We start from the raw sequence: 24,764 nt of genomic DNA, 5'->3' as shown, positions 1-24,764 counted from the left end.
TTCGAAGCGATCGCGTCGACGAACGACTTCGTCAGCCGCTGCGCCCTCCCGAGCGAGAACACGTAGTGGATCAGCACGTTGATGACCGGCTCGGGCAGCTTATAGCTTAAGTCGATACGCTCGAATACGCGCACGAAGTTGTCCGGCACTTCCCCCGGAAAATAACGCGCCAGCATCCGCGTGTACGGCTCCCTGCGAAGCATCTCGTTGTAGCCCTCCACGGCGACTTTCTCTTGGAATCTCTCCGGGATGTCGAGCAGCAAGGACGGAGGAATCGCGACTGGCTCGTCCGCCTGCATCCCCCCGGGCCTTTCTTCCCCTCTCGCGAGAAACCGTTCCCGCTCTTCCGCGCGCTTGCGATCCTGCCGATACATCAGGTTCGCCCGATGCTGCAGGTCGTCCCATTGCAGCGTGCCGTCGTGTCGGAACATGCCGTCCTCGTCGAGCAAACGGCAAATCTCCGGCACTTCCAAGTCGTATTTGTACGCCAAATAATTGATCTGAGCCATCGCCTGCGGCGCGCGATTCAGCCTCTCCACGAACACCCGGTTCGCCGAGCCTCGCGGAAATCGCAGGATCATCTCGCTATGGCGAATCCGTTCCGCCGGACGGAACGAAGGGGCTTCCTTCGCCACGGCGCTCTCGGACCAGCCCGCTTCGAGCTCCGGATCGACCTGCCCGGGGCTGATGCGGAAAATTTCCGAGAAGTGAACGGTCGCTTCCTCCCGATTGACGAACCGGGCGAGCTCCGGCGGCGGCTCCGGAGCGAAAACGTCGCGCAGCTCCAGCAGCGCGCTCTTGCCGATCTTGTCCCGCAGCAGCAGCGTCAGATGCTCGCTCGCGAAAAACTCGGCCGGACTAAGCGGGGCGACAAGAACATATTCGTACAGCGTTTCCTCCGACAACGGATTATGATGGCGGTACACTTGCAGCAGGCCGACCGCTTCCAAGCGAGAAGCCGCGTCGACGGCCGACTGCCGGCCGACGGCGTTCAGTTCCATCCCCAGTCCGAGAAACAGCTTGCGCTGCGACTCCGGAGCCGATATTCCGGACGCGTCTTCGGCGATCTGATGATAGAGCAGCTGGTAGAAAGCGGCCGAAACCGCGCCAGCCATCGGCTGGTACAGGCTGACCAGCGCTTTCCGGTCCAGTCCGCTGAGCGCAAAGTCCCTGCTGACGATGAACCGGTGATTTTCCGTAAACTCCATTAAATTCGACACGCGCATCGCGGGATCGACACTCTTTTCTTCAAAGTGATGATCCTTCTATTGTAGCATAGAATTCAAGATTCGGGCTCTTCGATTCGCTGTCGTTGTTTGTCTCCGAACACCCACAGACGATATCCCGCATAGTTCACCGCAAGGGAGAGGAAGACCGAAACCGCCTTGGCGGCAGCCGCCTCCAGCCCCGCGTGTTCGAGTGCCAGCAGCACGGCCGTGGCAGCCGAGAACGATGCCGCGTTCACGAGGACGAAGCGGACCATTTCGACCGCGCTCATCTTGTTCCGTACCCGGAACGTCCAGTAGCGGTTCAGCAAGTAGCTGTTCGCCGTGCCCGCCAAATAAGATACGACCTGCGCTCCCGCGGACGGAAAGCCCAATCCGTACACCAACGCACAAAAAACGGCGAAATCCACTCCCGTGTTCAATCCGCCCACGAGCGCGTACTTCGCCATTTTCAACCCTTCCGATAGCCGGAGCATTTCGACTCCTCCCGATTCCGCTCAGCCTCGCTCCGTTCGCGAGGTTCAGAACATTTTATACCCGCCGCGCCGCAGCGCGCGAATCGCCCAGCCGCTCAAATACGCGCCGACGCCGCCGGCCACGATCAGAATCGTATCGGATACGAGCAGCGATTGTATATTTTCGGTAACGGTCAAATCATCCTGCCACAGCTGCCAAATGCCGAGCGGAATGACGACGATCACGAACAGCCAGAGCGGAAACCAGGTTGTCTTAATCAGCATGTTCAGAATAAAGCCGATGCCGAAAAACAGCACCAAGCAGAGCAGCGAGCCGATAATCCCGAACAAGATGCCACCTACGACTCCACCGATCATTGCGCAAACCCTCCAAAAGTCAGACTCTTTTCCAGTTTACAAGCTGGTCGGGTCCCAGTCAACGCGGAGGGTGTGAATGAGCTGTGAACAAAACGTCGAAAATGCCGTTTTCTCCCGTCAATGCGGCTGCGGACGTTTGCCCCTCGCTCGCCCGTTGGGCTACAATGGGAATAAACCGCTTGGACAAGGAGAGATGACCGATGAGCGAAGCCGCTCAAACATTGGATGGATGGTACGTGCTGCACGACCTGCGCACGATCGACTGGCAAGCCTGGAACGCCGCGACCCCCGCGGAAAAAGACGCCGCGCTGGACGAGCTGGCGAAGCTGCGCGCGGAATGGACGGCGAACGAAGAGCGCAAGGAAGGCAGCTACGCGTTCTACTCGATCGTCGGCCAGAAAGCGGACTTCATCCTCATGCATCTGCGGGAGACGCTGGAGGAGCTGAACGAGATCGAGAACGCGTTCAACCGTTCGAGCTTTGCCCGCTATACCGTTAAAGCCTACTCCTACGTCAGCGTAGTCGAGCTGAGCAACTATATGGGAGCTCCCGGCGTAGATCCGCTGCAGGTGCCGGAGATCGTCGCCCGCCTGAAGCCGACTTTGCCGAAGAGCAAGCATATTTGCTTCTATCCGATGAACAAGAAGCGCAATCTCGAGGACAACTGGTACATGCTGCCGATGGAAGAGCGCAAGACGCTGATGAGAAGCCACGGCATGATCGGCCGCGGCTACGCCGGCAAGGTGAAGCAGATCATCTCCGGCTCGGTCGGCTTCGACGACTGGGAATGGGGCGTGACGCTGTTCTCCGACGATGCCCTGCAGTTCAAGAAGCTCGTCTACGAGATGAGATTCGACGAAGTCAGCGCGCGTTACGGCGAATTCGGATCGTTCTTCGTTGGCAATCTGCTGACCGAAGAAGCGTTTGAGCGCCTGCTGCCTAGAGGCTGATTCGATCTGACGCAATAATGAAAGCCCGCGCCTTCTCCCTTTTCTGGAGCCGACGCGGGCTTCTTTATTCGCTCAAACCTGCTCCTTCAGCAAGTGCTCTCCCGAGATTCCCGGCGTCGTCATCTGGATCGGGTCGAGAATTTCGTCCATTTCCTCCTGCGTCAGCAAACCTTTTTCCAAGATCAGCTCTTTGATCGTCATCCCCGTCTTCATCGCTTCCTTCACGAGCTGCGCCGCCACGTCGTAGCCGAGATGCGGATTCAGCGCGGTAACGATGCCGAAGCTTCTGTCGACGTACGACTGGCATCTCGCTCGGTTCGCTTCCATTCCCTCCAGCGCGAAGCGGTTGAAGACGTCCAGCGATCTCTGCAGCACCTGCAGCGATTGCAGCAGGTTAAAGGCGATGACCGGCCCCATGACGTTCAGCTCGAACTGACCCGCCTCGGAAGCCATGCAGATCGTATGGTCGTTGCCCATCACCTGGAATGCGACCTGGTTGACGACTTCGGCCATGACCGGGTTCACCTTGCCCGGCATAATCGAAGAGCCCGGTTGTCTCGGCGGAAGCAAAATTTCGTTAAGCCCGACATGCGGCCCGGAAGCCATCAGGCGAATGTCGTTGCAGATTTTCGACAGATTGACGGCGCATACTTTCAGCGCGGCGGACAGCTCCGTATAAGCGTCCGTGTTCTGCGTCGCATCGACGAGATCCGGGGCGGATACGACCGGGATTCCCAGATCGCCGGCCAGATGCTCCACGACGAGCCGAATGTATTCGGGCGTTGCGTTCAGCCCCGTGCCGACCGCCGTCGCGCCCATGTTAACTGCAAGCAGCCCTTCGGAAGCGCGCCGAATGCGTCCCATGTCCCGCGCCAGCACCTTCGAATACGCGCCGAACTCCTGGCCCATGCGAATCGGAACCGCGTCCTGCAGATGGGTTCTGCCCATTTTGATTACGTCGTCGAACTCCGCTTCCTTGCGGACGAACCCTTGGCGAACCTCCTCCATCGTATCCAGCAGCTGCCCGGTCAGACGATGGGCCGCGATGCGCAGCGCGGTCGGAATCGCGTCGTTCGTCGATTGCGACATGTTGACGTGGTTGTTCGGATTACAGTGAAAATAGTCCCCTTTGGCATGCCCCATCAGCTCCAGCGCCCGGTTGGCCAGCACCTCGTTCATGTTCATGTTGATCGAAGTGCCCGCGCCCCCCTGAATCGAGTCGACAATAAACTGCTCCGACAAGCTGCCGCCCGCTACCTCTTCCGCAGCCTGCACGATCGCTTGCCCGATTTGCGCAGGCAACCTTTTGAGCTGCATGTTCGCCTGGGCGGCCGCCTTCTTCACGCCGGCGAGCGCGATAACCAGCTCGGGATGAACCGGCACCCCCGTTATCGGGAAATTCTCTACCGCGCGCAAAGTCTGAATTCCGTAATACACTTCATCAGGCACTTCCTTGCTTCCGATCGAATCTTTCTCCGTCCGTCCCGGCATCTCTCTCTTCTCCTCCCTAATCTGGCTGTCAGCTTTACCCCTTTATTGTACACGGAATCGCAAACAAGCATAGGCGAAACGAAAAAAAACCAAGACTGCACAATCAACCAAGCAAACACGCCTTCGGCAGCGTCAACTCGAACCGAGTACAGCCACCCTCGGGGCACAAGCGCATACGCCCGTCGTGCTTCTCCACGATGTGCCTCGCGATCGTCAGGCCAAGGCCCGTGCCGCCGTCGCTTTTGCGAGCGATGTCGCCGCGGGTGAATGCGTCGAAAACCCGGTCCCTAAGATGGTCGGGAATGCCGACGCCATTGTCGGCCACTTCGATGCGAGCTTCCTCGTCTCCGTCCGTTAGCGTTAGTCGCACCTGCGTCCCTGACGCATTGTATTTCAGCGCGTTCTCTAGCAGGTTGGATACGGCGCGGTACAGCAGTTTCTTATTAAACAAAACGATGACGTCCTGCGCAGGAATATCGCATTCGAACGCAAATTCCCGCTCTTCAAACAGGTCGTAATATTCGACTGCCATCTCCCGAACAAATTCAGCAAGATCGCTTGCCTCCTTGTCGATCGGATATTCAGGACTCTCCAGCTTGGACAACTCGAACACATCGTCGATCAGCTCTCCGACCAGTTTGGTTTTGTCACGGATCAGTTTGATCGTTCGCTGTTTTTTCGCCTCATCCTCGATTATGCCGAGCTGCAGCGCATCGGCGTAGCCTTGAATCGTCGTAATCGGCGTCTTCAAGTCGTGTGAAATGTGTACGAGCATCCGCTGCTTGCTTTCTTCAATCCGACGTTTTTGCGTTTCGATCTTTTCTAATTTTTCCGCCATCGCATTAAAGCTTTCCTGAATTTGCGCCAGCTCGTAATTCGCCTCGAATCGAAGCCTTTCATGGTAACGCCCGCCAGCAATGCTGCGAATGCCGTCGGCGATTTGGCCGAGCGGGTTCGTCAATCGGATCGCGGTCAGTCTGCTGTATACGTATACGTTGATTCCGAACAGCACCAGGAACAGCAATCCCGTTTCTGCCACGACGCCCCAAAAAATCGATTGGTTTTCCTGCGTATCCTCGTCAAGAGCGACGACCTCTTTCACCCTATTTTTCGGCAGCCTGACCAAGCCGTATCGATCATGTCCGTCGTTGGTGCGAAAAGGGGCGATAGACGTATAAAACGGATTTTCTTCTACATCGTAAAATAACGCGTTCAGCTCTCGTTCCGTATACGCAGCCGGACCGTCCCGTTTGGTCCCCTTCACTTCGACCACCTTCAGCCGCTCGTCGAGAATTTCCACCCAGCCATACAGAGCCTCGATCGCCTCCGTTGGAATATTGGCCGTATTCGGCCTGACGATTTCGCTTGCTTTCAGCAAGGACATTTCTTGCGCCGGCAGCCGATCGTTCGTCCGATCAACGAAAAAAAGCAGCAGCAAAAACACACTCGCCCCAACCGTCAGCGAAAACAAGATGTAGTTCCGAAGCAGCATACCGGACAACTTCGATTTACGGCGCATGGAACTCTTCCTTTTTGGCAAACCGGTAGCCAAGCCCCCGCACCGTTCTTACATAAAACGGTTCTCGAGGAGAATCTTCGATTTTATCGCGCAACCGGCTAATTTGCACCATAATCGTATTGTCATCGGCGATGTAGGGGTCGGACCAAACATTTTCAAAAATTTGTTTTTTCGTATAAATGCGGCCCGGTTTAGTCATAAACAGTTTGAGCAGCTTGTATTCGATCGCGCTTAGCGCGATCGGCTCCCCTCGTTTGTACAAGAGACACGCTTCGTGATCCAGCGTCAGATCGCCGAGCCGCGTTGCGTCCGAATCGGCGCCCGCTTCCATTCGCGACGGCGCAGGGTCGTTGAATTCGTATGTTCTGCGCAGCTGCGCTTGAATGCGCGCCACGACCTCCAACGGGCTGAACGGCTTCGTGATGAAGTCGTCGGCGCCAAGCCCGAGCCCGGCGATTTTGTCCGTCTCCTGATTTTTCGCCGACACGACGATCACCGGGACCTTCGAGTGCCTTCGTATCCACTGCAGCAGCTGAAAGCCGTCGAGCTGCGGCATCATAATATCGATCACAGCCAAATCAACCGAATGCCGCGAGAACAGCTCAACCGCCTCTTGACCATCATGCGCCTCAAGCACGTCAAATTCTTTTTCCAGAAATAGTTTAAGCAAACCGACAATATCCGGCTCGTCGTCGACAAGCAAAATCGTTTTGCGCATCATTCCGCCTCCTCGTCATTCGTAGTGTTCGCTCCGCGCGAGCGATTTCCTGCGTTGAAAGGTTATTTTAAGAAAACTGAAAGTCGGGGGAAAGAAACGACCCCTATAATGAGCAGTGTCCAATGCAGGAAGACACCATTTTGACGAAAAGAGGCTTCATATGGCACAAACAGAGTTAATCCCAAAGAAACCGTCCGCCAATCGGTTCTCCCGCCTTCTGGCCCCGTTCAAGCGGACCGCTCCGCTCGCCCCGGGCTGGAAAGGGGCTTTCATCGCGCTGGCCGCTGCGGTCGGCTGCATTTATCTCGTTCAGGCATACCAAATGATCGGGTCGCGCGGCGCACTGGATTATATGACCGGAACCGTCGTATTCCTGCTGGCCATCGTCCTGATCTCCGGCATCGCCGCCGGGCTGCTGCACTGGGCAAAACGAATGCCTACGCGTTACGTTTGGCTGGCGCTTGTTTCGTTCTGCCTGCTGTTCATCAGCTTTATCGGCCCGATGCAGCTGATGTTTTTCATCACATTGTCGGTGATTGCCAGCGTTTCATTACTAGGCGCGCTTATCGCCCGGTGGATGAACGGAACCTACCGGGGAGCAAAGAAGGTTTCGAAAGTGACAGCCGGCATTTTAACGGCCCTCACATTCGGATTCGTGGTTACCGGCGGGTACTGGCTGCTCGACAACGGCAACGCGGAGTTGGCCAAGCCGTTCCGACTGCAGGAGCTAAAGCCGGCGGAACGCTACAAGACAACGATGGCCAATCCGGCAGAGCCAGGACCGTATCAGGTGAAAACCTTAACGTACGGCAGCGCAAGCCCCCAGCGAAAATCGCTTCTTGCGGAAGACTCGCTCGTGACGAAGCCGGTGGATGGATCCGCTTTTGTTACGAAATGGTCGTCGCTCCGCACGAAAACGTTTGGCTTTGGACCGGAAGCGATGCCGCTGAACGGGTCGGTCTGGTATCCCGACGGGGAAGAATCGTTTCCGGTCGTCGTTGCCGTACACGGCAACCATCTCGCAACCGATGATTCGGATCCTGGTTATGAATATCTTGGCCGGTTGCTGGCCAGCCGCGGGTACATTTTTGTATCGATCGACGAAAATTTCCTCAATACGTCGCCGTATGACGACTTATTTATGATTAATGTATTGGAAAAGGAAAATCCGGCGCGCGGGTGGCTCATCCTTGAGCACTTGAAGGCATGGAAAAACTGGAACGCTACGATAGGCAACCCGTTCTACGGCAAAGCGGACTTGAGCCGTGTCGCGCTGATCGGACATTCTCGCGGCGGCGAAGCGATCACGGTGGCGGCGGCGTACAACAAACTGCAGGCGTACCCCGAAGACGGCAACCTCAAATTCGACTATCATTTCGGTATCCGTTCCGTCATTTCGCTGGCCGGCACGGACGGGCAATACAAGCCGGCGGGGCAACCGACCGTGCTGAACGATTTGAACTATTTGGCCTTGCAAGGCTCGCACGACATGGACGTCATCTCGTTCGACGGAGCGAGCCAATACAGCCGGATCGGTTTTACGGGCGGCGATTATTTTAAAGCGGCCGTATATATCTACGGGGCGAACCACGGACAATTCAACACGGTTTGGGGACGGTACGACGGCGCCGGGCTTGGCAACAAACTGTATAACACGGCCCAGCTCATTCCGCAGGAGGATCAGCTGCAAGCGGCCAAAGTGCTTGTTTCGTCGTTCCTCGATGCGACGATAAGCGGGAAAAGCGAATACCGTGCCCTATTCCAGGACCTCGGCTATGCCCGGGATTGGCTCCCGGAAACGATGTACATCAGTGATTATATGGACTCGCATACGAAGGTGATCAGCAGCTTTGACGAAGATATAGACTTGAACACAACAACGTTGCCCGGCGGACGGCTTTCCGGGGAACATCTCAAAGAATGGAAGGAAGGCAAGGTCGAGATGAAATATGCGCCGGTCCAATACAGCGCCGTTCGTCTAGATTGGGATCGCGAAGCGAAACCCGGTGTTCCGGCATACACGGTTTCTTTGCCGGATGGCGGCGCCGGGATCGCCCCGCAGACAAACAGCTCGATCGTGTTTTCGTTGGCCGACAGGGATGATAGCAAGGAAGCGACCGGCGCCAAGGACGCGCTCGTCGACCTGACCGTGCGGGCCGTTGACGCAAGCGGCAACGTCGCGGCGCTGCCGTTAAGCTCTGTCGCGAGCTTGCTGCCGATGTTCGAGAGCTCTATCGTCAAATGGCCGTTCAGTTGGTCGCTGGCGACGAAAGAGCCTGTATTCCAAAACTTCGCCTTCCGGCTCGCCGACTTTCAAAAAGCGAACCCGAAATTTCAGCCGGATCGGCTAAGCGAATTCAGCTTTATCTTCGACAAAACGGAAAAAGGAACCGTGCTGCTCCGCGACATCGGCATTCGCGACACCGGCACCCGCAGCGAATCCGCGGCAACCGACTCCCCAACCGGGGCGGCTTCATAAACCCTTGAAAGCTGAGCGCTGCGCTTGAAACAGGACACACCCTAATCTACCGCTAAGGCGGATAGAAGGACGAAAGGAGAAACTTGTACATGATAACGACATCAGTTTGGAAAAAAACGATGCTTTCGGCTTTCACAGCCGTTACGGTCATTTGCGCCACCGTGCCTGCGGCATTCGCAGACGGGGCGTCTAAGGAGGCGGCGGCGACGTACAAAAGCGTGCCCGTACTGGACGAAAAGGACATCGAAGGGTTTGCGGACGCGTTTTTCAAACGTACGGATATTCAGGCGTTGGAGACGCCCGGCGCGCTATTTGTCGTCGTCAAAGACGGCAAAGTGTTGCTGCAGAAAGGCTTTGGCTCCGCCAACATAGAGGCCAATATACCGGTTGATCCGGAAAAAACGGTTTTTCGTATCGCTTCCGTCTCTAAAGTCTTTGCGGCCACGGCGGTGATGCAGTTAGTAGAGCAAGGCCAAATCGATCTGAACCAAGACGTCCAGCAATACCTCGGGGATGTCAAGCTGAAGAACAATTCGGGCTCGCCGCTGACGATGAAGCATCTTCTTACGCATTCAACCGGCTTCGACATCGTAGATCCGCCGCCGGGCGACATGATCACGGGCGATATGACCGCCTTTACACCGCTCAGAGAGTACGTTGTCAAAACGATGCCGACGATCGTACACAAGCCGGGTGAAGTGTACAAATACGATAACTTCGCCTCGATGCTGCAAGGCTACATCGTTGAGCAGGTGTCGGGCAAGCCATTTCACCAATACGTAAACGACCATATTTTCAAGCCGCTTGGCATGAAGGACAGCCGATTTGTTTTGACGCCCGACATCCAGGCGGATCTGGCCGTCGGCTATGACGACAACCATCGGCCGCTTCCGCTGTACAACACGATCCCGACCGATATGCCCCAGGGCAGCATGGTTACAACGGGGAGCGACATGGCCAAGTTTATGCTAGCGCACCTGAACAAAGGAAAGCTCGGCGAGTCGCGCATTCTCCGCGAAGAAACCGCGAAGGACATGCAAAGCGTACATCTGGCGATTCATCCTCAGGTGCCTACGATGACGTACGGATTCGAGTTTATCCTACATCATAAGTTCAATAACCAGTACGTGATCGGCAAAGGAGGAAGCATTCCCGGTTTCTCCTCGTGGATGTGGCTGCTTCCCGAGCAGAACGTAGGCGGCTTTATCGTAACTAATCATAGCTCCGATTTGCGGAATCGTCTGTACGAAGCGTTCATGGACCGGTATTATCCGGTCGAACGGCCAAAGACGTTCTTGCAGCCGGCGAAAAGCCAGTTGGCTCGGTTCGAAGGCACCTACCGGGATTTACGGATCGGTTACTTGACGACGCGCATTAAGGCTCAGGACGGTATGCTCGCGCTGGAAGACTTGATGGGCAAGCATACGCTCAAACAGGTCGATCCTCTGCTCTTTGAGGATGAGCAAGGAAGTCCCGTGGCGTTCAAAGAGAACGAAGACGGGACGATCAGGTTCTTGTTCTCCAAAACGAATCCTACGGCATGGTCGGAGAAGCTGCCTGTGCCCGCACGATTCACGGATGTCGGCAAAGACCACCCCTATGCCGCTTACATCGACGGCTTGCATCTACTCGATGTCGTTCAAGCCGGGCGGGACGGCAAGTTTCGACCGGACGAACCGATCACGCGCGCCGAGTTTGCAGTTTGGCTCGTCAACTGGCTGGGGGCTGCTCCCGCGAAGGGGCAATCTCCGTTCAAGGACACTGCGGACAATCCGGATGCCGGCAAAATCACTACCGCGTTTGATATGGGCTTTGTCACAGGTACGAAAAAGGGATTGTTCGAGCCAACCCGTCCGATGATGCGCCAAGAAGCGGCCGTCATGGCTTCTCGCCTCTCGCTGCTGCTCGGGCATCCGCCCAAAGAAGCGAAACTGTCCGGAGAAACCGACGCCTGGGCGACGGACGCCGTGCGCAATATCGTCGGGAACGGATTCTACGGCCCGGAAGTGACACCGTCCGCGGACGACACCGTCGATTACCGGTCCAAGCAAGTCATGACGCGCAAGGAAGCGGCGGCGGTGCTGTACTGCCTGGGAACGGCAAGCTTAACGCTGCCGGGCTCAGCTTCCAATGAGAAGGATCAATGAGAACAAAGATGTGTTCGTTTATTATGCCGTCGTAAAAAACAAGCCGGACTCGAATGTTCCCCTTGCAGGGAGAACGTTCGAATCCGGCTTGTTCGATTAATCTTTGATTATTCCTCGTCGTCCACCGCGCGCATCTGGGCTTCCCATTCGGCGCGACGCTTCTCTTCCAAATATTCCTGCGTCATCCGGTCGCGGGCCCGGCCCTTCTCCTTCAGCCGTTCGATGCCCGGCTGGATGAGCAGGTCCACCTCGGACTGCACGATGGCGACGAGGTCGTAGCGCTTCTGCGTCTCCAGATAAGAGCCCACTTCCATCAGCGCGTTGTAACGGTCCAGTTCGTCTCGCGTCAACAGGCCCCGCACTTGCACGCTGCAGTGTCTCATTACAGGAATTTACCCTTGCGCAGCACGAGCGGAATACCGCCGATGATGAACAGATAACGAAGGTCGATCATCTTCTTCAGCCATGCAGCCGTACGGCCTTTGTACTTCTTGCCGAACGCCAGACCGATCGCCTCGCCTTTGCCGAGCGAAGCCACGGCGCCTTTGTTGTGGAACACGAACGGCTTCAGCGGCTGGTTGCGGATCGAAGCGACCAGGTTGTGGGCGCAGTTGACGCCTTGCTGCATCGCGATCTGAGCCGTCGGCGGGTAAGGACGTCCGCCGTCCGGGTTGAACACGAGCGAGTTGTCGCCCAGCACGTAGACGTTGTCGTGGCCCGGTGCGCGCAGGAACTCGTCGACTTTCACGCGGCCTCTCATCGTCTCGAAGCCGGCTTCCTCGATCAGACGGTTGCCGCGAACGCCGCCCGTCCAGATGACCGTCTGCGACTTGATTTCTTCGCCTTCGCCGACGATAACGCCGTCCGCCGTGCACTCCTTGACGGCCGTGCCGATGCGGAACGTAACGCCTTTCTTCTGAAGCACTTGCATCGCGTACTCGACCAGCTCCGGATCGAAGCCCGGAAGCGCGGTAGGAGCCGCTTCGATGTTGATGATCTTAACGAGCGATTGGTCGACGTCGAACTGCTTGCACAGCTCGGGAATGCGGTCCGCCAACTCGCCGATGAATTCGATGCCCGTGAAGCCCGCTCCGCCGACGATAAACGTCAGGTAATCGGTACGGTGCGGCTCGCGCTTGAAGCGCGCGAATTGATATTCGATATGTTCGCGGATGAGGCGAACGGAGTTGATGCTCCGAATGTTGAACGCGTGCTCAATCATTCCCGGGATGCCGAACGTTTCCGGCTCGCCGCCCAGACCGATGATCAGATAATCGTAAGAAAGCGTTCCGTCTTCCAGAATGACCTTGCGGTCTTGAGGTCGGATTTGCACGACCGTCGATTTGACGAAGTCGATCTTGAATTCGTCGATCAGCTTGGAAATGTTGACGCGCGCGTTCTCCGGGTTGTCCGTTCCGGCCGCAGGCATGTGCAGATGAGTCGTGATGTAATGATAGTCATGCTTGTTGACCAGAGTGACGTCCGCTTCATTATAATTCAATTCCTTCTGCAGACGAAGCGAGGTCAATACACCGCCGTAGCCTGCGCCCAGAATGACGATCTTAGGTATACTGCTCATTGATGATCCCATCCAATCCCTTTGTGTGATTAGTTTGTGAAAAATTACACAATCCCCTTCGCTAAGCCACTTAGCGAAACTCTAGTGTTGATCATATCGGCTTTTCCAACAATTTTCAAGGTTCTTTTTCACGAATATATTTGGGCATCCGTACAAAAAGCTTTCTTCTCTTTGTCGACAAGTTTATAATGGAAACGTTTAGTAACGACAATCGGCATCATTACGCGGAGGTGTAGCATTTTGAATTCCAGCAATACGCCAGTCGTGGACGTCGCGATTATCGGAGGAGGACCGGCCGGGTTGTTCGCGGCTTTCTACGGCGGCATGAGGAAGATGTCCGTCAGCCTGATCGAAAGCATGCCTCAGCTCGGAGGCCAGCTAGCCGCTTTGTATCCCGAGAAATATATATATGATGTAGCGGGATTTCCCAAAGTGACCGCCCAAGAGCTCGTCGACAACCTAAAAACCCAATTGGAGCTTTTTAAGCCCAACGTTTATTTGGAAGAAAAAGTAGCGAGGCTGACCAAGCTCGAGGAACGCCTCTTTGAAATTGTTACCGATAAAGGGGTTCACCATGCACGCGCCGTCATTATTGCGGCGGGCGTCGGAGCGTTCGAGCCCCGCAAGCTGGAGCTTCCCGAAGCGGCGGCGTACGAGAAGGCGAACCTGCACTACTTCGTCAGCGATCTGGAGAAGTTCCGCGGGCAGAAGGTGCTGCTCAGCGGCGGCGGCGACTCGGCGCTCGATTGGGCGCTCATGCTCGAGCCGATCGCGGAGCAAGTAACGCTCGTCCATCGTCGGGACAAATTCCGAGCCCACGAGCACAGCGTCGAACTTCTTAAGCAATCCGGAGTCAACGTCGTCACCCCTACAGAAATTACTGCTTTGCACGGAGAAGGCGCGATTTCCCGCGTCAGCCTGACCGACGTGAAATCCGGTGAAGTCACCGAGCATGAAGTGGATGCGGTCATCGTCAACTTCGGCTTCGTCAGCTCGCTCGGTCCGATCGCGGAATGGGGCTTCGAGATCGACGGCGGCTCCATCGTCGTCGACTCCCGTATGGAAACGAGCATCCCCGGCATTTTCGCCGCAGGCGACATCACCACCTATCCGGGCAAGCTGAAGCTGATTGCCGTCGGATTCGGAGAAGCGCCGACCGCCATCAACAACGCCAAAGTGTATATCGATCCGGACGCGAAGCTGTCTCCCGGACACAGCAGTAACATGAAATTTTAACCGAAACGCGATCATGCGAAACAATAAGGGCATCCTATCTTAGGACTACCGGTAACGCCGGCCTAAGGAGGATGCCCTGTTTGATATGTCCCGTCTGCAACGCTTTAAGCCCCCTAGAGATTTCTTGTCCGAATTGCGGTTCCGTAACCGAAGACGAAGGTCGTGCGAGCGATTGGAGCGGTCCCTATTCTCCCTACGAACCCGAGCTCGTCTCCTTCGGGGAACCTCCCGCCGAAGGGTCGACTTGCCAGCATGTCGTCCGCTGCGTCGGCTGCCATCACGAATTTCCGGTGGAAATTGTCGCCTGGCATGTCTAGACGACCCTTTCTTCGGGGACCGAAAGCTCTCTTCGCCGGATTTCCGTCCGCAGCAAACGTACGAACTCCCTGTCCAACCGCATGCGCAGCGCGCTCCGATAAGCGTCCAACAGCAGTTCATCGGTTAACAACGGCAACATGACCCCACACCCTCTCCTTAGATTGTGAAGGCATCATAGCATGCCCGGAGCAGGGTGGACAAGCCGACAATTATCCACAAGGGGGTGTGCGTAAGTTGTGTGTATTTTGTTGAAATCTGCCTTAAAACCTTAATTCTTCGGTGTGCATATTGTGGATGAAGTTATGCACAGGTTTTTCGGCAATTTGCCAATAAAGAACTTTCATGACCGCAAAATATTCTATTACTGCTTTCTATAGAAAATATTGTCGATTCCTCTCTTTTACTGCGGTCGAGTATTGACTTCCAGCATCCATATATGTCCCTTTCGGTCGATGCCGTAATCGTACCCTAACTGTCCGATCCCCGGATAACGGCTCTCAAGCAGCGCCGTTGACGTTTTCGTCAAATGTCGCATTTCGCTCTTCTTTTTTTTGACAAGTCTCGGCGACAGCGAACGTCGAATACCTTGCGCTGCCGTCATTTGCGTGCCTCCCCGGCACAGATTGGTGACGAACAATCCCCGTCTCGCCAACCTCCCGACCATCGACCGGTACGTCCATACTCCGTTTTCCTTCACGTACTTCACCCGGTAATCGATCGGTCTTCCCCCGATCGTCGCAAGTCGGATTCCTTTTTGAATCAAATAGGCTCTCTTGAGACGGCTCGCGTTCAAAGCTCTCATCAAGCCCTGGAACGACGAAAAGGTTCTTTTGCTGGATTTATGCGTAAGTCTGTAGGACGAGCCCAGCTTCTCGATTTTGATGACTCCGATTCCCCCGCCGCCTCTAACCGGTTTGACGACAACCATTCCGTAGCGGGCGGTCATCTTGCGCAAGTTGGCCGCATTAAGCAGCCTTGAAGGCGGAATGTGCCTGGCGATATAGGGGTTCGAGCGCAGGGCGTTCGTCTTCACCCATTTGTTGGCCAATTGACGGCTGATCGTTACCTCCATCTAAAGGCTCCTTTCCTGAGGGTATGATTATACATACTCAACTCGGAGGACAGGTTCTTGGATGGATGACGCCGGAGATTCGCCCCAATTTGCGCCGATGCTTGGAAAAATGACGAGCCTTGCGGTCGAAAAAGCCGGAAAATCAACATGAAGGCGGATATTCGGGCATACGGTATAAGGGAGTTAGATTCGCCAGGGGAGTGAATTCGTATGAGCGGTACGAAAAGGAAGGGGCCGCTCTCGCCTTTGACGTCCGCGCTGCAAGCTCTGATGGGCCGTCTGAGGTCTTTCGCGTTCGACCGGGGAGAACAACGTAGATTTATCGCGGAAGCCGCTGAAAGCCCGCGAGATCCGCCGTCGGATGCGCTGGAGGAAGAAGACACGGCCGTACCGGAACCGGGTCACGGGTTCGACGGATTCGACGGATTCGATGGGCTGTCGGACATTCCGATCCCCGAAGAAGCCGAAGGGTTACACGCGCTTGGCACGAGCACGCCCGACCGCTTCGGTTATTTGTGCACGTTCAGTCTGCCAAGGAACGCCGAAGAAGCCGGCGACTATTATCGACAGGCGTTTCAGCAGCGAAGCATGGCGTTCGCAGAGTATACGGACGGATCGACCGTCAACCTGATGGGCGGCAATGACCTGTGCAGTCTGCTCGTCGGAATTTTCCCCCGCGACAACTTGGAAGACGGAGTCACGGTCACCCTGACCTACGGCATTAAAAAAGCCGGCATTCCGCTAGCCGAGCGATAAACTGTTAAACCTGCACGGACAAATTCGTCGCGCGCCGCGGACGATACACAAACGTATAGCCGTTGCTGGACGTTCTTGCGCGTTTGCGGCATTTCTCATAGCGGTTTAATTGCTCGTCGAGCAGCTGGGAAATTTCCAGCACCCGCGCGTTGCGCATATCCGCCCCGTTTTTGACGTAAGCCAGAATCATCTCGTTGCGCAAGGTTTCGATATTGCGCTTGATGACCTTCAACTTCATTTCCCGAAATTCCACTTTCAATCCCTCTCCCGGATGGCGTTGCCATTTTCCATATCATGTTATAACTTATCATAAAACGAAAGTTTTTGGAAAGTTCCACAAGAAATATTAAGCAATTGTTAGGGTGTTCGTCAATACTAAATAACCGATTTTACAAAATTAAATGTAAACCGCAAAAAGCGGCTTTTCCCGCGGCCTGCCGGCGTTATTTTATCAGCCCTTCGCGCGTTGGAGAGATTTAGACGAATGCCGTCGAATCGTTGATTTTATAGGCAGAAAATTGAGTCGAAGTCCTTATTGCCGAGGATTATCCATGCCGAAATTGATTCCGAGTCGCTAGTGTCGACCAACAAAAAATAAGCTAAGGGTGTTTCAGCTGCAACATGAGTGGAGCAGTTCGTTCAAGAGGGGGCCTGAACTGAAAAATGCTCCCCATACGTTAGGCAGGTTTTATGATTTCACCTGTCCACCGTATGGGGAGCTTATCCTTCCTATTCGTTCTTTTTTCTCGCTTATACCCCTTGAAGCTCCTTTTTGCTTCTCCATAAGGGGAGTTTGACAAGCGCCCAGCGCTTGTCGTAGATCAAGTTGGCTGCCGTGCAAGCCACGAAATGCCGGCTTGTTTGGAGAGAACGGCTGAACTTCGAACGGGTCGGCAGCAGCTTCGTATTCTCCTCGGTATACCCTTTGCTCTTCAGCGCTTCGTCGAACTCCTTCTGCGCGGCTTGCTTCGCCTTGAACAGCATCATCTGAACCCGGCTGTACACATTGATCGCCCCGTCGCCTGTCGTCTCGATCGGGAGGAAAATCGCGTCGGGATACTTCTCCGTAATCAACGATTGCACGCCGTCCGATACGCCGGAAGAAGGCATGCAGCCAAAAGGCTTCACGGATATCGTCATGTTTACCTTCCGCTTCTTCACGTTCAGAATCAGCTTTCCGACTTCCATATGGCCCTCTCCGCCGCGAAGATGGTTATTGTAATGGTCATGAGCCACGCGGGCGATTTCGTTCATGTCGGGCAGATGGTAATGTCGCAGCCCGATCGCGTTGGCGTACATCTGGAACATGACGCGAAGGACGCGGTCCGCGAGTGCTAGCATGCGCAGACGCATATGCGGGTTTTTCCCTTTCAGGCCATGCTTGCCCGAATCGGCTTCGCGAAGGTTCATCCGTTTCATCGTATCGAAGCGTCCCGCCCAGATAAGGAACAGAATCCATGCGGTTACGGACTGCACCTCCACCTCCGCGCCTTCGCTTTCCAAAAACCGCTGAAGCTGATAGTTGCCGTCCCCTTCCGTGGTCATCGCCCAAAATTCGCCGATAATGCTGACCTTGGGTTTTACCCGGGTCCGGTCCACCTTGACGGCCAGCAGCGCTTTACGGCATCTTCGCAACGCCGGCCACAGCAGCTTTTTCCCGCTCATGGCTTCGTACAAATACTTCTTGCATTGCTCCAGAGCGGCGTCCGTCGATCCGGCGTCCACTTCGTAGGGGCGGATGCGATAAGCGAGCGCGTTTAAGATATCCCCCAGCAGAACGGCTTTCAGGAAGCCGAGGAAAAACGCTGTATCCAGCTTCAACGCCGATTCGCCGCCGGTCGCTTGCTTGAGGCCGTCTGTCTGCTGGAAGAGAAGCACGCGAAATCCGTCGAAACCCGCATCGCGCAGCGCCTTGCGATACTCGGTCACATAGGTGCCGAAGCGGCACGGGCCGCAGGAGCCGCTTGTTATAAACAAGTAGTTCCGCACGATCTCTTCCTTGGATTTGCCCTCCTCGTCGCGTAGGCGCGTCAGGTACTTGATTAGATTGCCGACCGTGAAATACGTGGGATTGCATTGCCCGCGATTGCCGAATTCCTTGCCGTAACGCAGCGAATCGTTATCCGGACAGTCCATGTGCTTCACCGTATATCCGAGCCCTTTGAGCGCCCCCTCCACCAAATAGTCGTGGGCCATCGTCAGGCCCCCGAAGAGCAGCGTCGTCGATGCTTTGTCTTTGGCCAGAAATTGGCGCGGAACCGGATCGAACCACTGGCTTTTCGACGGCTGCAGTCCTAACGCTTCTTCTTGTTCGGCTTGATACTTGAGCAGCTTTTCCTCGATATCAGTAGATGGCATTACATCTTCTCCTCCTCGTTTGGTTTAAATCGCTCCGGCCTCATCCGCCGGCCGCTCGTTCAGCAGTTCCATCCGCTTCCGCGCGAGCAGCTTCTGGAGCTCATCTTTCTTGCGCGCCAAATCCTGCAGCCGCTCCTCGTGCAGGCCTAGACTGTGCGCATACGTCTTGACCCGGATTTTGATGGAGCCGCTCGGCTTGTTCGCATCGATATCGTGAAGCGCGGAGAAAGGCGTGCCCGCCGCCGTGATAATCGAATCGATCAGCCCGTAGGTCGGCGCGTCGTGTCCGCACTTGAAGCTGGACAAGTCCAGCACCGCTACGTTGGGATGGCGTGCGGCGAATTTGGCCGCCCACACTTTCTGAACGCTGTTGGAGCTGAAGTTTTCCGGCCATACGTCGCTGACCTCGAGCGCGTATTCCACTCTTCCGCTTTTCAAGTCTTCCGAGAAGAAACGTCTCAGCCAATCTTCGTCCTTCGGGATGGAGCGCATGGACAGAATCGGGTAGCCGAGAATTTGAAACTCCTCCAGAACTCCGTGATTCATACCGGGATCGGAATGGTAAGGGCGTCCGATCATCAGAATCGCGAGACGGTTTTCGTGCTCCATCTGCTCCAGAATCGCTCGGCCCTTCTCCTGCATTTCGGTCTCGAACAGCTCCATCGCCTTCCAGCCTTGATCCGCCGCGAAGTCGCTTTCGTCCTCGGTCATCTGCAGGTGGTCCTTAAACGCCTCATAAAGCTGCTTCTTCAGCATATTCGGCTCCGTGAAGGTCACCGCCGGATCCAGATACGTAATGCCCCTTGTCTCGAAGAAGTTCACCTCTTTGGTAAACGCGGCCTTGATCACATTCGGCGCGCCGGCCACGATCGGACAGCTGGCGGAGTCCATCACGTTGTTCAAGTGAGTCGGAATGTGCGTGATGCAAGGGAAAAAGAGATAGTTGAGCGGCTGACGCTGATGATGCTTAAACAGCAGGTTATGAACATGCGCCTGAGCCACTTTGGACGGGTAGCATGGATCGATGGAGCCATATTTGCCGCCCTCCTGCCACATTTCCTCGCTCGTATTGTCGCTGAACACGATATTTTTCTGTTCGATGCCGAGCGTCTCCAGGTAGGTCCGCCAGAAGGGCGCGGTAGACCAGAGGTTCAATACCTTGGGAATGCCGATGCGGAGCTTGCTCCTCCGTTCCCGGGATTCGTCCGAGGAACGCTCGAATCGGCGGACCTGCGAAGCGGTCTTGGCTCCGCTCCATCCGAGCCAGCCGCGTTTGGTTGCGGAGCTTCCCAGCGCCTTTCCGTGCTCGGGCATCGGTTCCGGGTCGTAGAAGTGTTGGAACATTCTTCGCGCTTCGTAGTCGACCAGGTTGGGATAGTGCTTTTTCAATTCCTGCCGCTCCCTGGTCAGCTTGACGACCGCTTCCTTGTCTTCGACGGTTCCTTTCTCGCAGGAGAACCCGGAAATATAGCGGGCGGTGTTGCCGTCCGGCGTTTCGGAGTCGATAAACGTTCGGCTGCAATGGTTGGGACAGAAATTGCAGCGCGTCGATTCGTCGTTGCGGGATACATAACGCAAGCCGATCGCCGCGTCCAAGCCGAGGAAAGTCGAGTATCCGCGCCGTTTGACGACCCGCAGCGTCTCCATCGCGGCGCCGATCGCCCCCGCCTCGCCCGGATGCGGATGAACGTACACCTCGGCGTCGGGAACCCTTTGCTTGATATAATCGACTTGCGCCTTCACTGCGGCGAGGTTGTATTGCGTCCCTCCTTGCAGCACGAACTTGCGGCCGAGCTCGGACATCCGCGGAATTTGCACCACGTATTGCCAGACGTTCTTGGGCAGGACAAGCGCAAGTCCGGCCAGCAGCTCTTCCTTGGAATACCCTTCCTTCTGGAAGTTGACCCTGTCCGCATCCAAAAATACGGCGCAGCCGTATGAGAACTTCGGACTCAGATCGGCGCTGAAGGCCGTATCCGCATATTCCTGCACCGGGATGCCGAACTGGTCGGCCATCGCTTGCAGCAGCATCCCATTGCCGGCGGAGCACTGATTGGACAGCTTGAAATTGCGGATGTCCCCATTCTTCAGAAACAACACCTTAATATCTTGTCCCCCGATATCGCAGATCACATCGATATCGCCGAACTGGTGGACGGCGCTCATCATATGGGCGACAGTTTCCACGATGTTGACATCGGCCTTCAACGTCTTCTCCAGAACGTCCGCGGCATATCCGGTGGAACCGAATCCGACGATTTCGAGCTCGGCGCCTTGTTCCGCGACTTTGTCGCGAATCCGCTTCAGCATCTCTTTCGTATCTTCCAACGGGTTCCCCTTGGATAGCTGGTATTCCTTCAGCAGAATGGTGCCGTCTTCGCTGACCAACACCGCCTTGGACGAAGTGGAGCCGCCGTCCAGTCCGACGGCCGCCCGCACCTTCTGCCCGGGCTCGAAGGAAGTCGGCGTGAATTTCGGTATTTTGTAGCTATCGCGGAAGCTATCCAACTCCCCATTCCCGCTGACCAGAGGCGGTCCCGCTTTCTCGCCCAGCTTCGCCTTTCTGCCATGGGCGATAAACTCCTTTAGGCCTTCCAAGCCCGAATAGACCCCTACGTCCGCCGGCTCGTGAAGGCCATAGATCACGGCGCCGTAAGCCGCATAGTATTGCGAGTTGTCCGGAACGAAGATCAACTCTTCGAGCGGAACGTCCTGCGGGTAGGCGTATCCCCTTTCTTTCCACGTTTGGGGAATGCGCAAGCGCCAGCATTCCTGCAGGAAAGGTAAATAGGTATTCGGACCTCCCAGCAGAAGAACGCGGTGACGCAGCGTATTTCCCCGGGTAAGCACGGAGAGGTTCTGCATCACAATGGCGTCTGCAAGCGAGCACATGATTTCCGCGGAAGGAATCCCGCTTTTAACGAGGTTGACAATATCGGTTTCCGCGAACACGCCGCATTTGGCCGCTACATGGTGCAGCTTGCTGTCGTCGAAATGCAGTCGGCCCACTTCCTCCATCGGCATCCCGACCTTGATCATGCACTTGTCGATCGTCGCGCCCGTACCCGATGCGCATTTGTCGTTCATGGAGGTCAGCGCCTGCTTATTGCCGGTTTCCTCGTTCTCCTTAAAGATGATGATCTTGGCGTCCTGGCCCCCCAGCTCGATAACGCTGCCCACATCGGGGTGCAGGTTCTCGACGGCCATCGTCACGGCGTTTACTTCCTGAACGAATTTGGCTCCGATGTGGGGCGCGATCGGACCGCTGCCGGAGCCCGTCGCAAAGACGCGGATCCGTTCCTGCTTCGTTTCCGGAAATTCGTTGCCGATGGCAACGAGCAAATCAAGCACTTTCTCCGCCTGCTTCGTATGGTGACGCTGGTAATCCGACCATAGAATCCGTTTCGTCTCCGGGTCCACGACCGTCGCCTTGACCGTGGTCGAACCGACGTCAAGCCCGATATAGAGAGAGGTTTCCGAGGGGGTCTTGAAGTTCATAGCATTGCTCCTATCGATTCGCGTTGATAATCATCTTTGGCCAAGCGTTTAGGAAATATGTATGAAATGTGACATTTATCACATTTTCCGCATGCATGCCCTCCTCGCGATTCATACTTTGACGTCCAATGGGTTAACTTACGTACTGTTTTTCTTCCCGTCATCGCGACTTCGCAAAGGAGGTTCCCCAAGATTGTGGTGGCTGCTTGCTATATTCTTGGCTTATCTTCTTCAGATCGCGGCCGTCGTGCTGATCGAATACAGGCGGCCTTACAAAGCCGTCACCTGGTTGTTCATTGCGCTGGCGATCCCCCCGATCGGGTTTTTGACTTATTGCTTCGTAGGGAAAGAATTTACCTGTTCCAACCGTTCTTCGCCGAATTTCCCTCAGGACGCCATGGATAGGCTTGTCGAACGATGCGAACAGCGTTGGCGGGATCTGGCCGGCGACGCGCCGTCCGGCATCGACTTCCGAGTGCGGAGATTTATGGACCGTACAACGGCCCTTCCCCCGACGTCCGGCAACGAAACGACGGTTTATAGCGAAGGCAAACAAGCCTTCGAAGCGATGCTGGAATCGATCTCCGAGGCGAAGCACCACATTCACATCGAATTTTTTATTATCCGCGACGATCGGCTCGGTACGCTTCTGCAGCGGTTATTGCTGCGCAAAGCGGGAGAAGGGGTCAAAATTCGGCTGCTGTACGACGGAATCGGATGCCGCAAGCTGAAGAAAACCTACTTCAAGCAATTGGAAGCCTTTGGGGTGGAGACCGGCTGTTTTTTTCCGCCGATCGCTTCCTTTATCGCCAGGCGGGTGAATTTCCGGAACCATCGCAAAATCCTGGTCGTCGACGGCAAAGTCGGTTATTTCGGGGGGCTGAATATCGGCGACGAATATTTGGGGGAGGATCCCTCCATCGGCCATTGGAGAGATACTCACTTTCGGGTGCGGGGAGATGCGGTGTTGTGGATTCAGTATACGTTCCTGCAGGACTGGGAAATGGTCAAAGGACAAGCCTTGCACGATCCCGCGTACTATCCCCTTCAGGAAAAATACGGCGAGGATCGGGTATGTATCGTAAAGAGCGGACCGAACGAGCCGATCCTCGAGCTGATTTTCTCGTGCATCGCGTCCGCCAAGGAAAGAATCTATATTGAAACGCCCTATTTTATTCCCGACGCCGGGCTGATGCTGGCGTTAAGAACGGCCGCCAAAAGCGGAATCGACGTCCGCGTCATTATCCCTCACGTTCCCGATTACAGGATCGTTTACTATGCCTCCCTGTCCTTTGTTGAGGAACTGCTGCAGGCAGGCGTTCGCTTTTACGGATATCGAAACGGGTTCATCCATGCCAAAGTCATGATTTGCGATCGCATGGCGTTCTCCGGCACCGCGAATATGGACGTGCGAAGCTTGTGCGCCCAGTTCGAGATCAACGCGGTTTTCTCCGACGGGAACGTCGTTGAGCGGTTAGTACGGGATTTCGAACGGGATCTCGGGGATAGCATGGAGATTCTTCTTCCGGAATTTAGAAACCGGCCGAGGATGCAAAAGCTGAAGGAGATTTTTGCCCGATTGCTTTCCCCGTTGTTTTAGTTGATTAGTATTGGTATACATGTTTTCCCGATTCGAAGACATTTTACATTCATGCTTCAAAAATGAGGGGGTCCCGATGAGCTATTCGTTTTCTCCTATGCTATATCATTGGTTTGTGCGTCCGAAATGGTTTACGAAAAAGTACATCCACGATCACATCACGTCACAATTTTCGTTCGACAATCGGTCCGTTCTCGATTTCGGCTGCGGAACCGGGGCCAATTGCCGGATGTCTCCCACGGCTTCGTACCTGGGAATCGACCCGGACAGCCGGAGAATCGGATTCGCTAGCCGGCTATTCCCCGACTACGAGTTCCGCGAGCTGTCGACGGAAGATTTGCCCGTTGACGACAACTCCGTCGATTACGTATGGATCATTGCCGTATTGCATCACCTGCCATCGGAATTGATAACGCATTATTTAAAGGAATTTCGGCGCGTGCTGAAAAAAGACGGACAAATTCTGGTCATAGAACCTTATCTCTGCCCAAAAACCCCCATCAGCAACCGATTCATGCAGCTCTACGACAGGGGACAATATATTCGGGAGGAAGATCACTACTTGCGGCTTTTTGACGAGAATCGCTTCTCCTGCAGCATCCATCGTAAGTTCAGGAAGTGCTTTCTGTACAATGAGCTCTTCTTCTCCGCTAGGCAGACGACAATTTAATCCACGCCTTGAGCCTGGACATCGACGAGAGGAGGTGAACGCTAAAATGAGCACTAAAACCAAACCCGATAAAAACAACCCAAAGAGCAGCCCTTCTCGATCCAATCACCCAAACGATCAAGGTAAACCTAAAGTGCAAAATCATTCGAAATAAAACTGAAATGCCCGTCAAAATAAAGCTTACCAAGGGGCTGTCCCATAAGTAAACAGAGCCGTACTGAACGATTATCGATGGAATGATGTCATGGGCATCTATCTCCCTCCGATGCTATACGATCCTGAAATTTGGAATGGATAAACCCGTCACAGGGTCA

20 protein-coding genes are annotated in these 24,764 nt (G+C 55.3%); 7 read left to right on the top strand and 13 right to left on the bottom strand.

All coding sequences use genetic code 11. The features are described 5' to 3' along the window. From ACESLM_RS25895 to ACESLM_RS25885, 3 genes are all read right to left on the bottom strand, one after another. On the bottom strand, window positions 1–1,226 hold a 1,226-nt coding region (locus ACESLM_RS25895), incomplete at its 3' end, for a replication initiation and membrane attachment family protein (protein WP_372636269.1). A gap of 56 nt (window positions 1,227–1,282) precedes the next feature. Next, window positions 1,283–1,702 (bottom strand): GtrA family protein, encoded by a 420-nt coding sequence (locus tag ACESLM_RS25890; protein WP_372636267.1) that lies wholly within the window; start codon window positions 1,700–1,702, stop codon window positions 1,283–1,285. A 45-nt stretch (window positions 1,703–1,747) separates the two neighbouring features. Next, the gene (locus ACESLM_RS25885) at window positions 1,748–2,059 is read right to left on the bottom strand and encodes a YuiB family protein (RefSeq protein WP_094051060.1); all 312 of its coding nucleotides are present in this window, start codon (window positions 2,057–2,059) and stop codon (window positions 1,748–1,750) included. A 200-nt stretch (window positions 2,060–2,259) separates the two neighbouring features. On the opposite strand from ACESLM_RS25885, the gene hemQ reads away from it, so the two are divergent. Continuing rightward, window positions 2,260–3,009 carry a hydrogen peroxide-dependent heme synthase gene (gene hemQ, locus ACESLM_RS25880; protein WP_372636264.1) on the top strand — a complete coding sequence of 250 codons (750 nt, stop codon included), beginning with the start codon at window positions 2,260–2,262 and terminating at the stop codon, window positions 3,007–3,009. Window positions 3,010–3,081: 72 nt separating this feature from the next. Here hemQ and aspA read toward each other — a convergent pair whose 3' ends face one another. From aspA to ACESLM_RS25865, 3 genes are all read right to left on the bottom strand, one after another. Then, window positions 3,082–4,500 carry an aspartate ammonia-lyase gene (gene aspA / locus ACESLM_RS25875; RefSeq protein WP_372636261.1) on the bottom strand — a complete coding sequence of 473 codons (1,419 nt, stop codon included), beginning with the start codon at window positions 4,498–4,500 and terminating at the stop codon, window positions 3,082–3,084. A gap of 103 nt (window positions 4,501–4,603) precedes the next feature. Then, window positions 4,604–6,019, bottom strand: a complete 1,416-nt coding sequence (locus ACESLM_RS25870; RefSeq protein ID WP_372636258.1) for a sensor histidine kinase — start codon at window positions 6,017–6,019, stop codon at window positions 4,604–4,606. Continuing rightward, complete coding sequence (locus tag ACESLM_RS25865) at window positions 6,009–6,737, bottom strand: response regulator transcription factor (protein ID WP_372636255.1); 729 nt, start codon at window positions 6,735–6,737, stop codon at window positions 6,009–6,011. The genes ACESLM_RS25870 and ACESLM_RS25865 overlap by 11 nt, the downstream gene beginning before the upstream one ends. 160 nt (window positions 6,738–6,897) lie before the next feature. Between ACESLM_RS25865 and ACESLM_RS25860 the strand changes: the two genes are divergently transcribed. Then, a complete protein-coding gene (locus ACESLM_RS25860) occupies window positions 6,898–9,216 on the top strand; it encodes an alpha/beta hydrolase (protein WP_372636252.1) in 2,319 nt (772 codons plus the stop codon). An 89-nt stretch (window positions 9,217–9,305) separates the two neighbouring features. Next, window positions 9,306–11,363, top strand: coding sequence for a serine hydrolase domain-containing protein (locus ACESLM_RS25855; protein WP_372636249.1), 2,058 nt, complete (start codon window positions 9,306–9,308; stop codon window positions 11,361–11,363). 107 nt (window positions 11,364–11,470) lie between these two features. Here ACESLM_RS25855 and ACESLM_RS25850 read toward each other — a convergent pair whose 3' ends face one another. Both ACESLM_RS25850 and ACESLM_RS25845 read right to left on the bottom strand, forming a co-directional pair. Next, window positions 11,471–11,746, bottom strand: coding sequence for a hypothetical protein (locus ACESLM_RS25850; protein ID WP_372636246.1), 276 nt, complete (start codon window positions 11,744–11,746; stop codon window positions 11,471–11,473). Then, on the bottom strand, window positions 11,746–12,942 hold the full coding sequence (locus ACESLM_RS25845; protein WP_094050114.1) for an NAD(P)/FAD-dependent oxidoreductase: 1,197 nt from the start codon (window positions 12,940–12,942) through the stop codon (window positions 11,746–11,748). The genes ACESLM_RS25850 and ACESLM_RS25845 overlap by 1 nt, the downstream gene beginning before the upstream one ends. A 240-nt stretch (window positions 12,943–13,182) precedes the next feature. Between ACESLM_RS25845 and ACESLM_RS25840 the strand changes: the two genes are divergently transcribed. Beyond that, window positions 13,183–14,178, top strand: a complete 996-nt coding sequence (locus ACESLM_RS25840; protein ID WP_372636243.1) for an NAD(P)/FAD-dependent oxidoreductase — start codon at window positions 13,183–13,185, stop codon at window positions 14,176–14,178. Between the two features lie 313 nt (window positions 14,179–14,491). Here the strand turns inward: ACESLM_RS25840 and sda are convergent, their stop codons facing one another. Further along, window positions 14,492–14,635, bottom strand: coding sequence for a sporulation histidine kinase inhibitor Sda (sda, locus tag ACESLM_RS25835; RefSeq protein WP_094050117.1), 144 nt, complete (start codon window positions 14,633–14,635; stop codon window positions 14,492–14,494). 261 nt (window positions 14,636–14,896) lie between these two features. Beyond that, a complete protein-coding gene (locus ACESLM_RS25830; protein ID WP_372636240.1) occupies window positions 14,897–15,568 on the bottom strand; it encodes a YheC/YheD family protein in 672 nt (223 codons plus the stop codon). A gap of 210 nt (window positions 15,569–15,778) precedes the next feature. On the opposite strand from ACESLM_RS25830, the gene ACESLM_RS25825 reads away from it, so the two are divergent. Further along, window positions 15,779–16,324, top strand: a complete 546-nt coding sequence (locus ACESLM_RS25825) for a hypothetical protein (protein WP_372636237.1) — start codon at window positions 15,779–15,781, stop codon at window positions 16,322–16,324. Between the two features lie 4 nt (window positions 16,325–16,328). Here ACESLM_RS25825 and ACESLM_RS25820 read toward each other — a convergent pair whose 3' ends face one another. From ACESLM_RS25820 to ACESLM_RS25810, 3 genes are all read right to left on the bottom strand, one after another. Continuing rightward, on the bottom strand, window positions 16,329–16,577 hold the full coding sequence (locus tag ACESLM_RS25820; RefSeq protein ID WP_372636234.1) for a Spo0E family sporulation regulatory protein-aspartic acid phosphatase: 249 nt from the start codon (window positions 16,575–16,577) through the stop codon (window positions 16,329–16,331). Between the two features lie 497 nt (window positions 16,578–17,074). Next, on the bottom strand, window positions 17,075–18,682 hold the full coding sequence (locus tag ACESLM_RS25815) for a 2-hydroxyglutaryl-CoA dehydratase (RefSeq protein ID WP_372636232.1): 1,608 nt from the start codon (window positions 18,680–18,682) through the stop codon (window positions 17,075–17,077). A gap of 24 nt (window positions 18,683–18,706) precedes the next feature. Next, on the bottom strand, window positions 18,707–22,180 hold the full coding sequence (locus ACESLM_RS25810) for a BadF/BadG/BcrA/BcrD ATPase family protein (protein WP_372636229.1): 3,474 nt from the start codon (window positions 22,178–22,180) through the stop codon (window positions 18,707–18,709). A gap of 193 nt (window positions 22,181–22,373) precedes the next feature. Here ACESLM_RS25810 and cls point away from each other — a divergent pair, with 193 nt between their 5' ends. Both cls and ACESLM_RS25800 read left to right on the top strand, forming a co-directional pair. After that, window positions 22,374–23,780, top strand: coding sequence for a cardiolipin synthase (gene cls / locus ACESLM_RS25805; RefSeq protein ID WP_372636226.1), 1,407 nt, complete (start codon window positions 22,374–22,376; stop codon window positions 23,778–23,780). Between the two features lie 76 nt (window positions 23,781–23,856). Further along, on the top strand, window positions 23,857–24,450 hold the full coding sequence (locus tag ACESLM_RS25800) for a class I SAM-dependent methyltransferase (protein WP_372636223.1): 594 nt from the start codon (window positions 23,857–23,859) through the stop codon (window positions 24,448–24,450). Window positions 24,451–24,764: the final 314 nt, after the last annotated feature.

The sequence above is a fragment of the Cohnella sp. genome (assembly GCF_041641335.1).
Lineage (GTDB): Bacteria > Bacillota > Bacilli > Paenibacillales > Paenibacillaceae > Cohnella.
This window is presented reverse-complemented; position numbering and strand designations above follow the sequence as displayed.

Excerpts from the sequence above, each read along its gene's own strand:
- ACESLM_RS25815 (WP_372636232.1), bottom strand. The coding sequence starts at position 18,682 with ATGCCATCTACTGATATCGAGGAAAAGCTGCTCAAGTATCAAGCCGAA.
- ACESLM_RS25830 (WP_372636240.1), bottom strand. The coding sequence starts at position 15,568 with ATGGAGGTAACGATCAGCCGTCAATTGGCCAACAAATGGGTGAAGACG.
- hemQ (WP_372636264.1), top strand. The coding sequence starts at position 2,260 with ATGAGCGAAGCCGCTCAAACATTGGATGGATGGTACGTGCTGCACGAC.
- ACESLM_RS25885 (WP_094051060.1), bottom strand. The coding sequence starts at position 2,059 with ATGATCGGTGGAGTCGTAGGTGGCATCTTGTTCGGGATTATCGGCTCG.
- ACESLM_RS25865 (WP_372636255.1), bottom strand. The coding sequence starts at position 6,737 with ATGCGCAAAACGATTTTGCTTGTCGACGACGAGCCGGATATTGTCGGT.
- aspA (WP_372636261.1), bottom strand. The coding sequence starts at position 4,500 with ATGCCGGGACGGACGGAGAAAGATTCGATCGGAAGCAAGGAAGTGCCT.
- ACESLM_RS25800 (WP_372636223.1), top strand. The coding sequence starts at position 23,857 with ATGAGCTATTCGTTTTCTCCTATGCTATATCATTGGTTTGTGCGTCCG.
- sda (WP_094050117.1), bottom strand. The coding sequence starts at position 14,635 with ATGTTGCCGTTGTTAACCGATGAACTGCTGTTGGACGCTTATCGGAGC.
- ACESLM_RS25810 (WP_372636229.1), bottom strand. The coding sequence starts at position 22,180 with ATGAACTTCAAGACCCCCTCGGAAACCTCTCTCTATATCGGGCTTGAC.
- ACESLM_RS25860 (WP_372636252.1), top strand. The coding sequence starts at position 6,898 with ATGGCACAAACAGAGTTAATCCCAAAGAAACCGTCCGCCAATCGGTTC.
- ACESLM_RS25890 (WP_372636267.1), bottom strand. The coding sequence starts at position 1,702 with ATGCTCCGGCTATCGGAAGGGTTGAAAATGGCGAAGTACGCGCTCGTG.
- ACESLM_RS25825 (WP_372636237.1), top strand. The coding sequence starts at position 15,779 with ATGAGCGGTACGAAAAGGAAGGGGCCGCTCTCGCCTTTGACGTCCGCG.
- ACESLM_RS25850 (WP_372636246.1), bottom strand. The coding sequence starts at position 11,746 with ATGAGACACTGCAGCGTGCAAGTGCGGGGCCTGTTGACGCGAGACGAA.
- ACESLM_RS25845 (WP_094050114.1), bottom strand. The coding sequence starts at position 12,942 with ATGAGCAGTATACCTAAGATCGTCATTCTGGGCGCAGGCTACGGCGGT.
- ACESLM_RS25855 (WP_372636249.1), top strand. The coding sequence starts at position 9,306 with ATGATAACGACATCAGTTTGGAAAAAAACGATGCTTTCGGCTTTCACA.
- ACESLM_RS25870 (WP_372636258.1), bottom strand. The coding sequence starts at position 6,019 with ATGCGCCGTAAATCGAAGTTGTCCGGTATGCTGCTTCGGAACTACATC.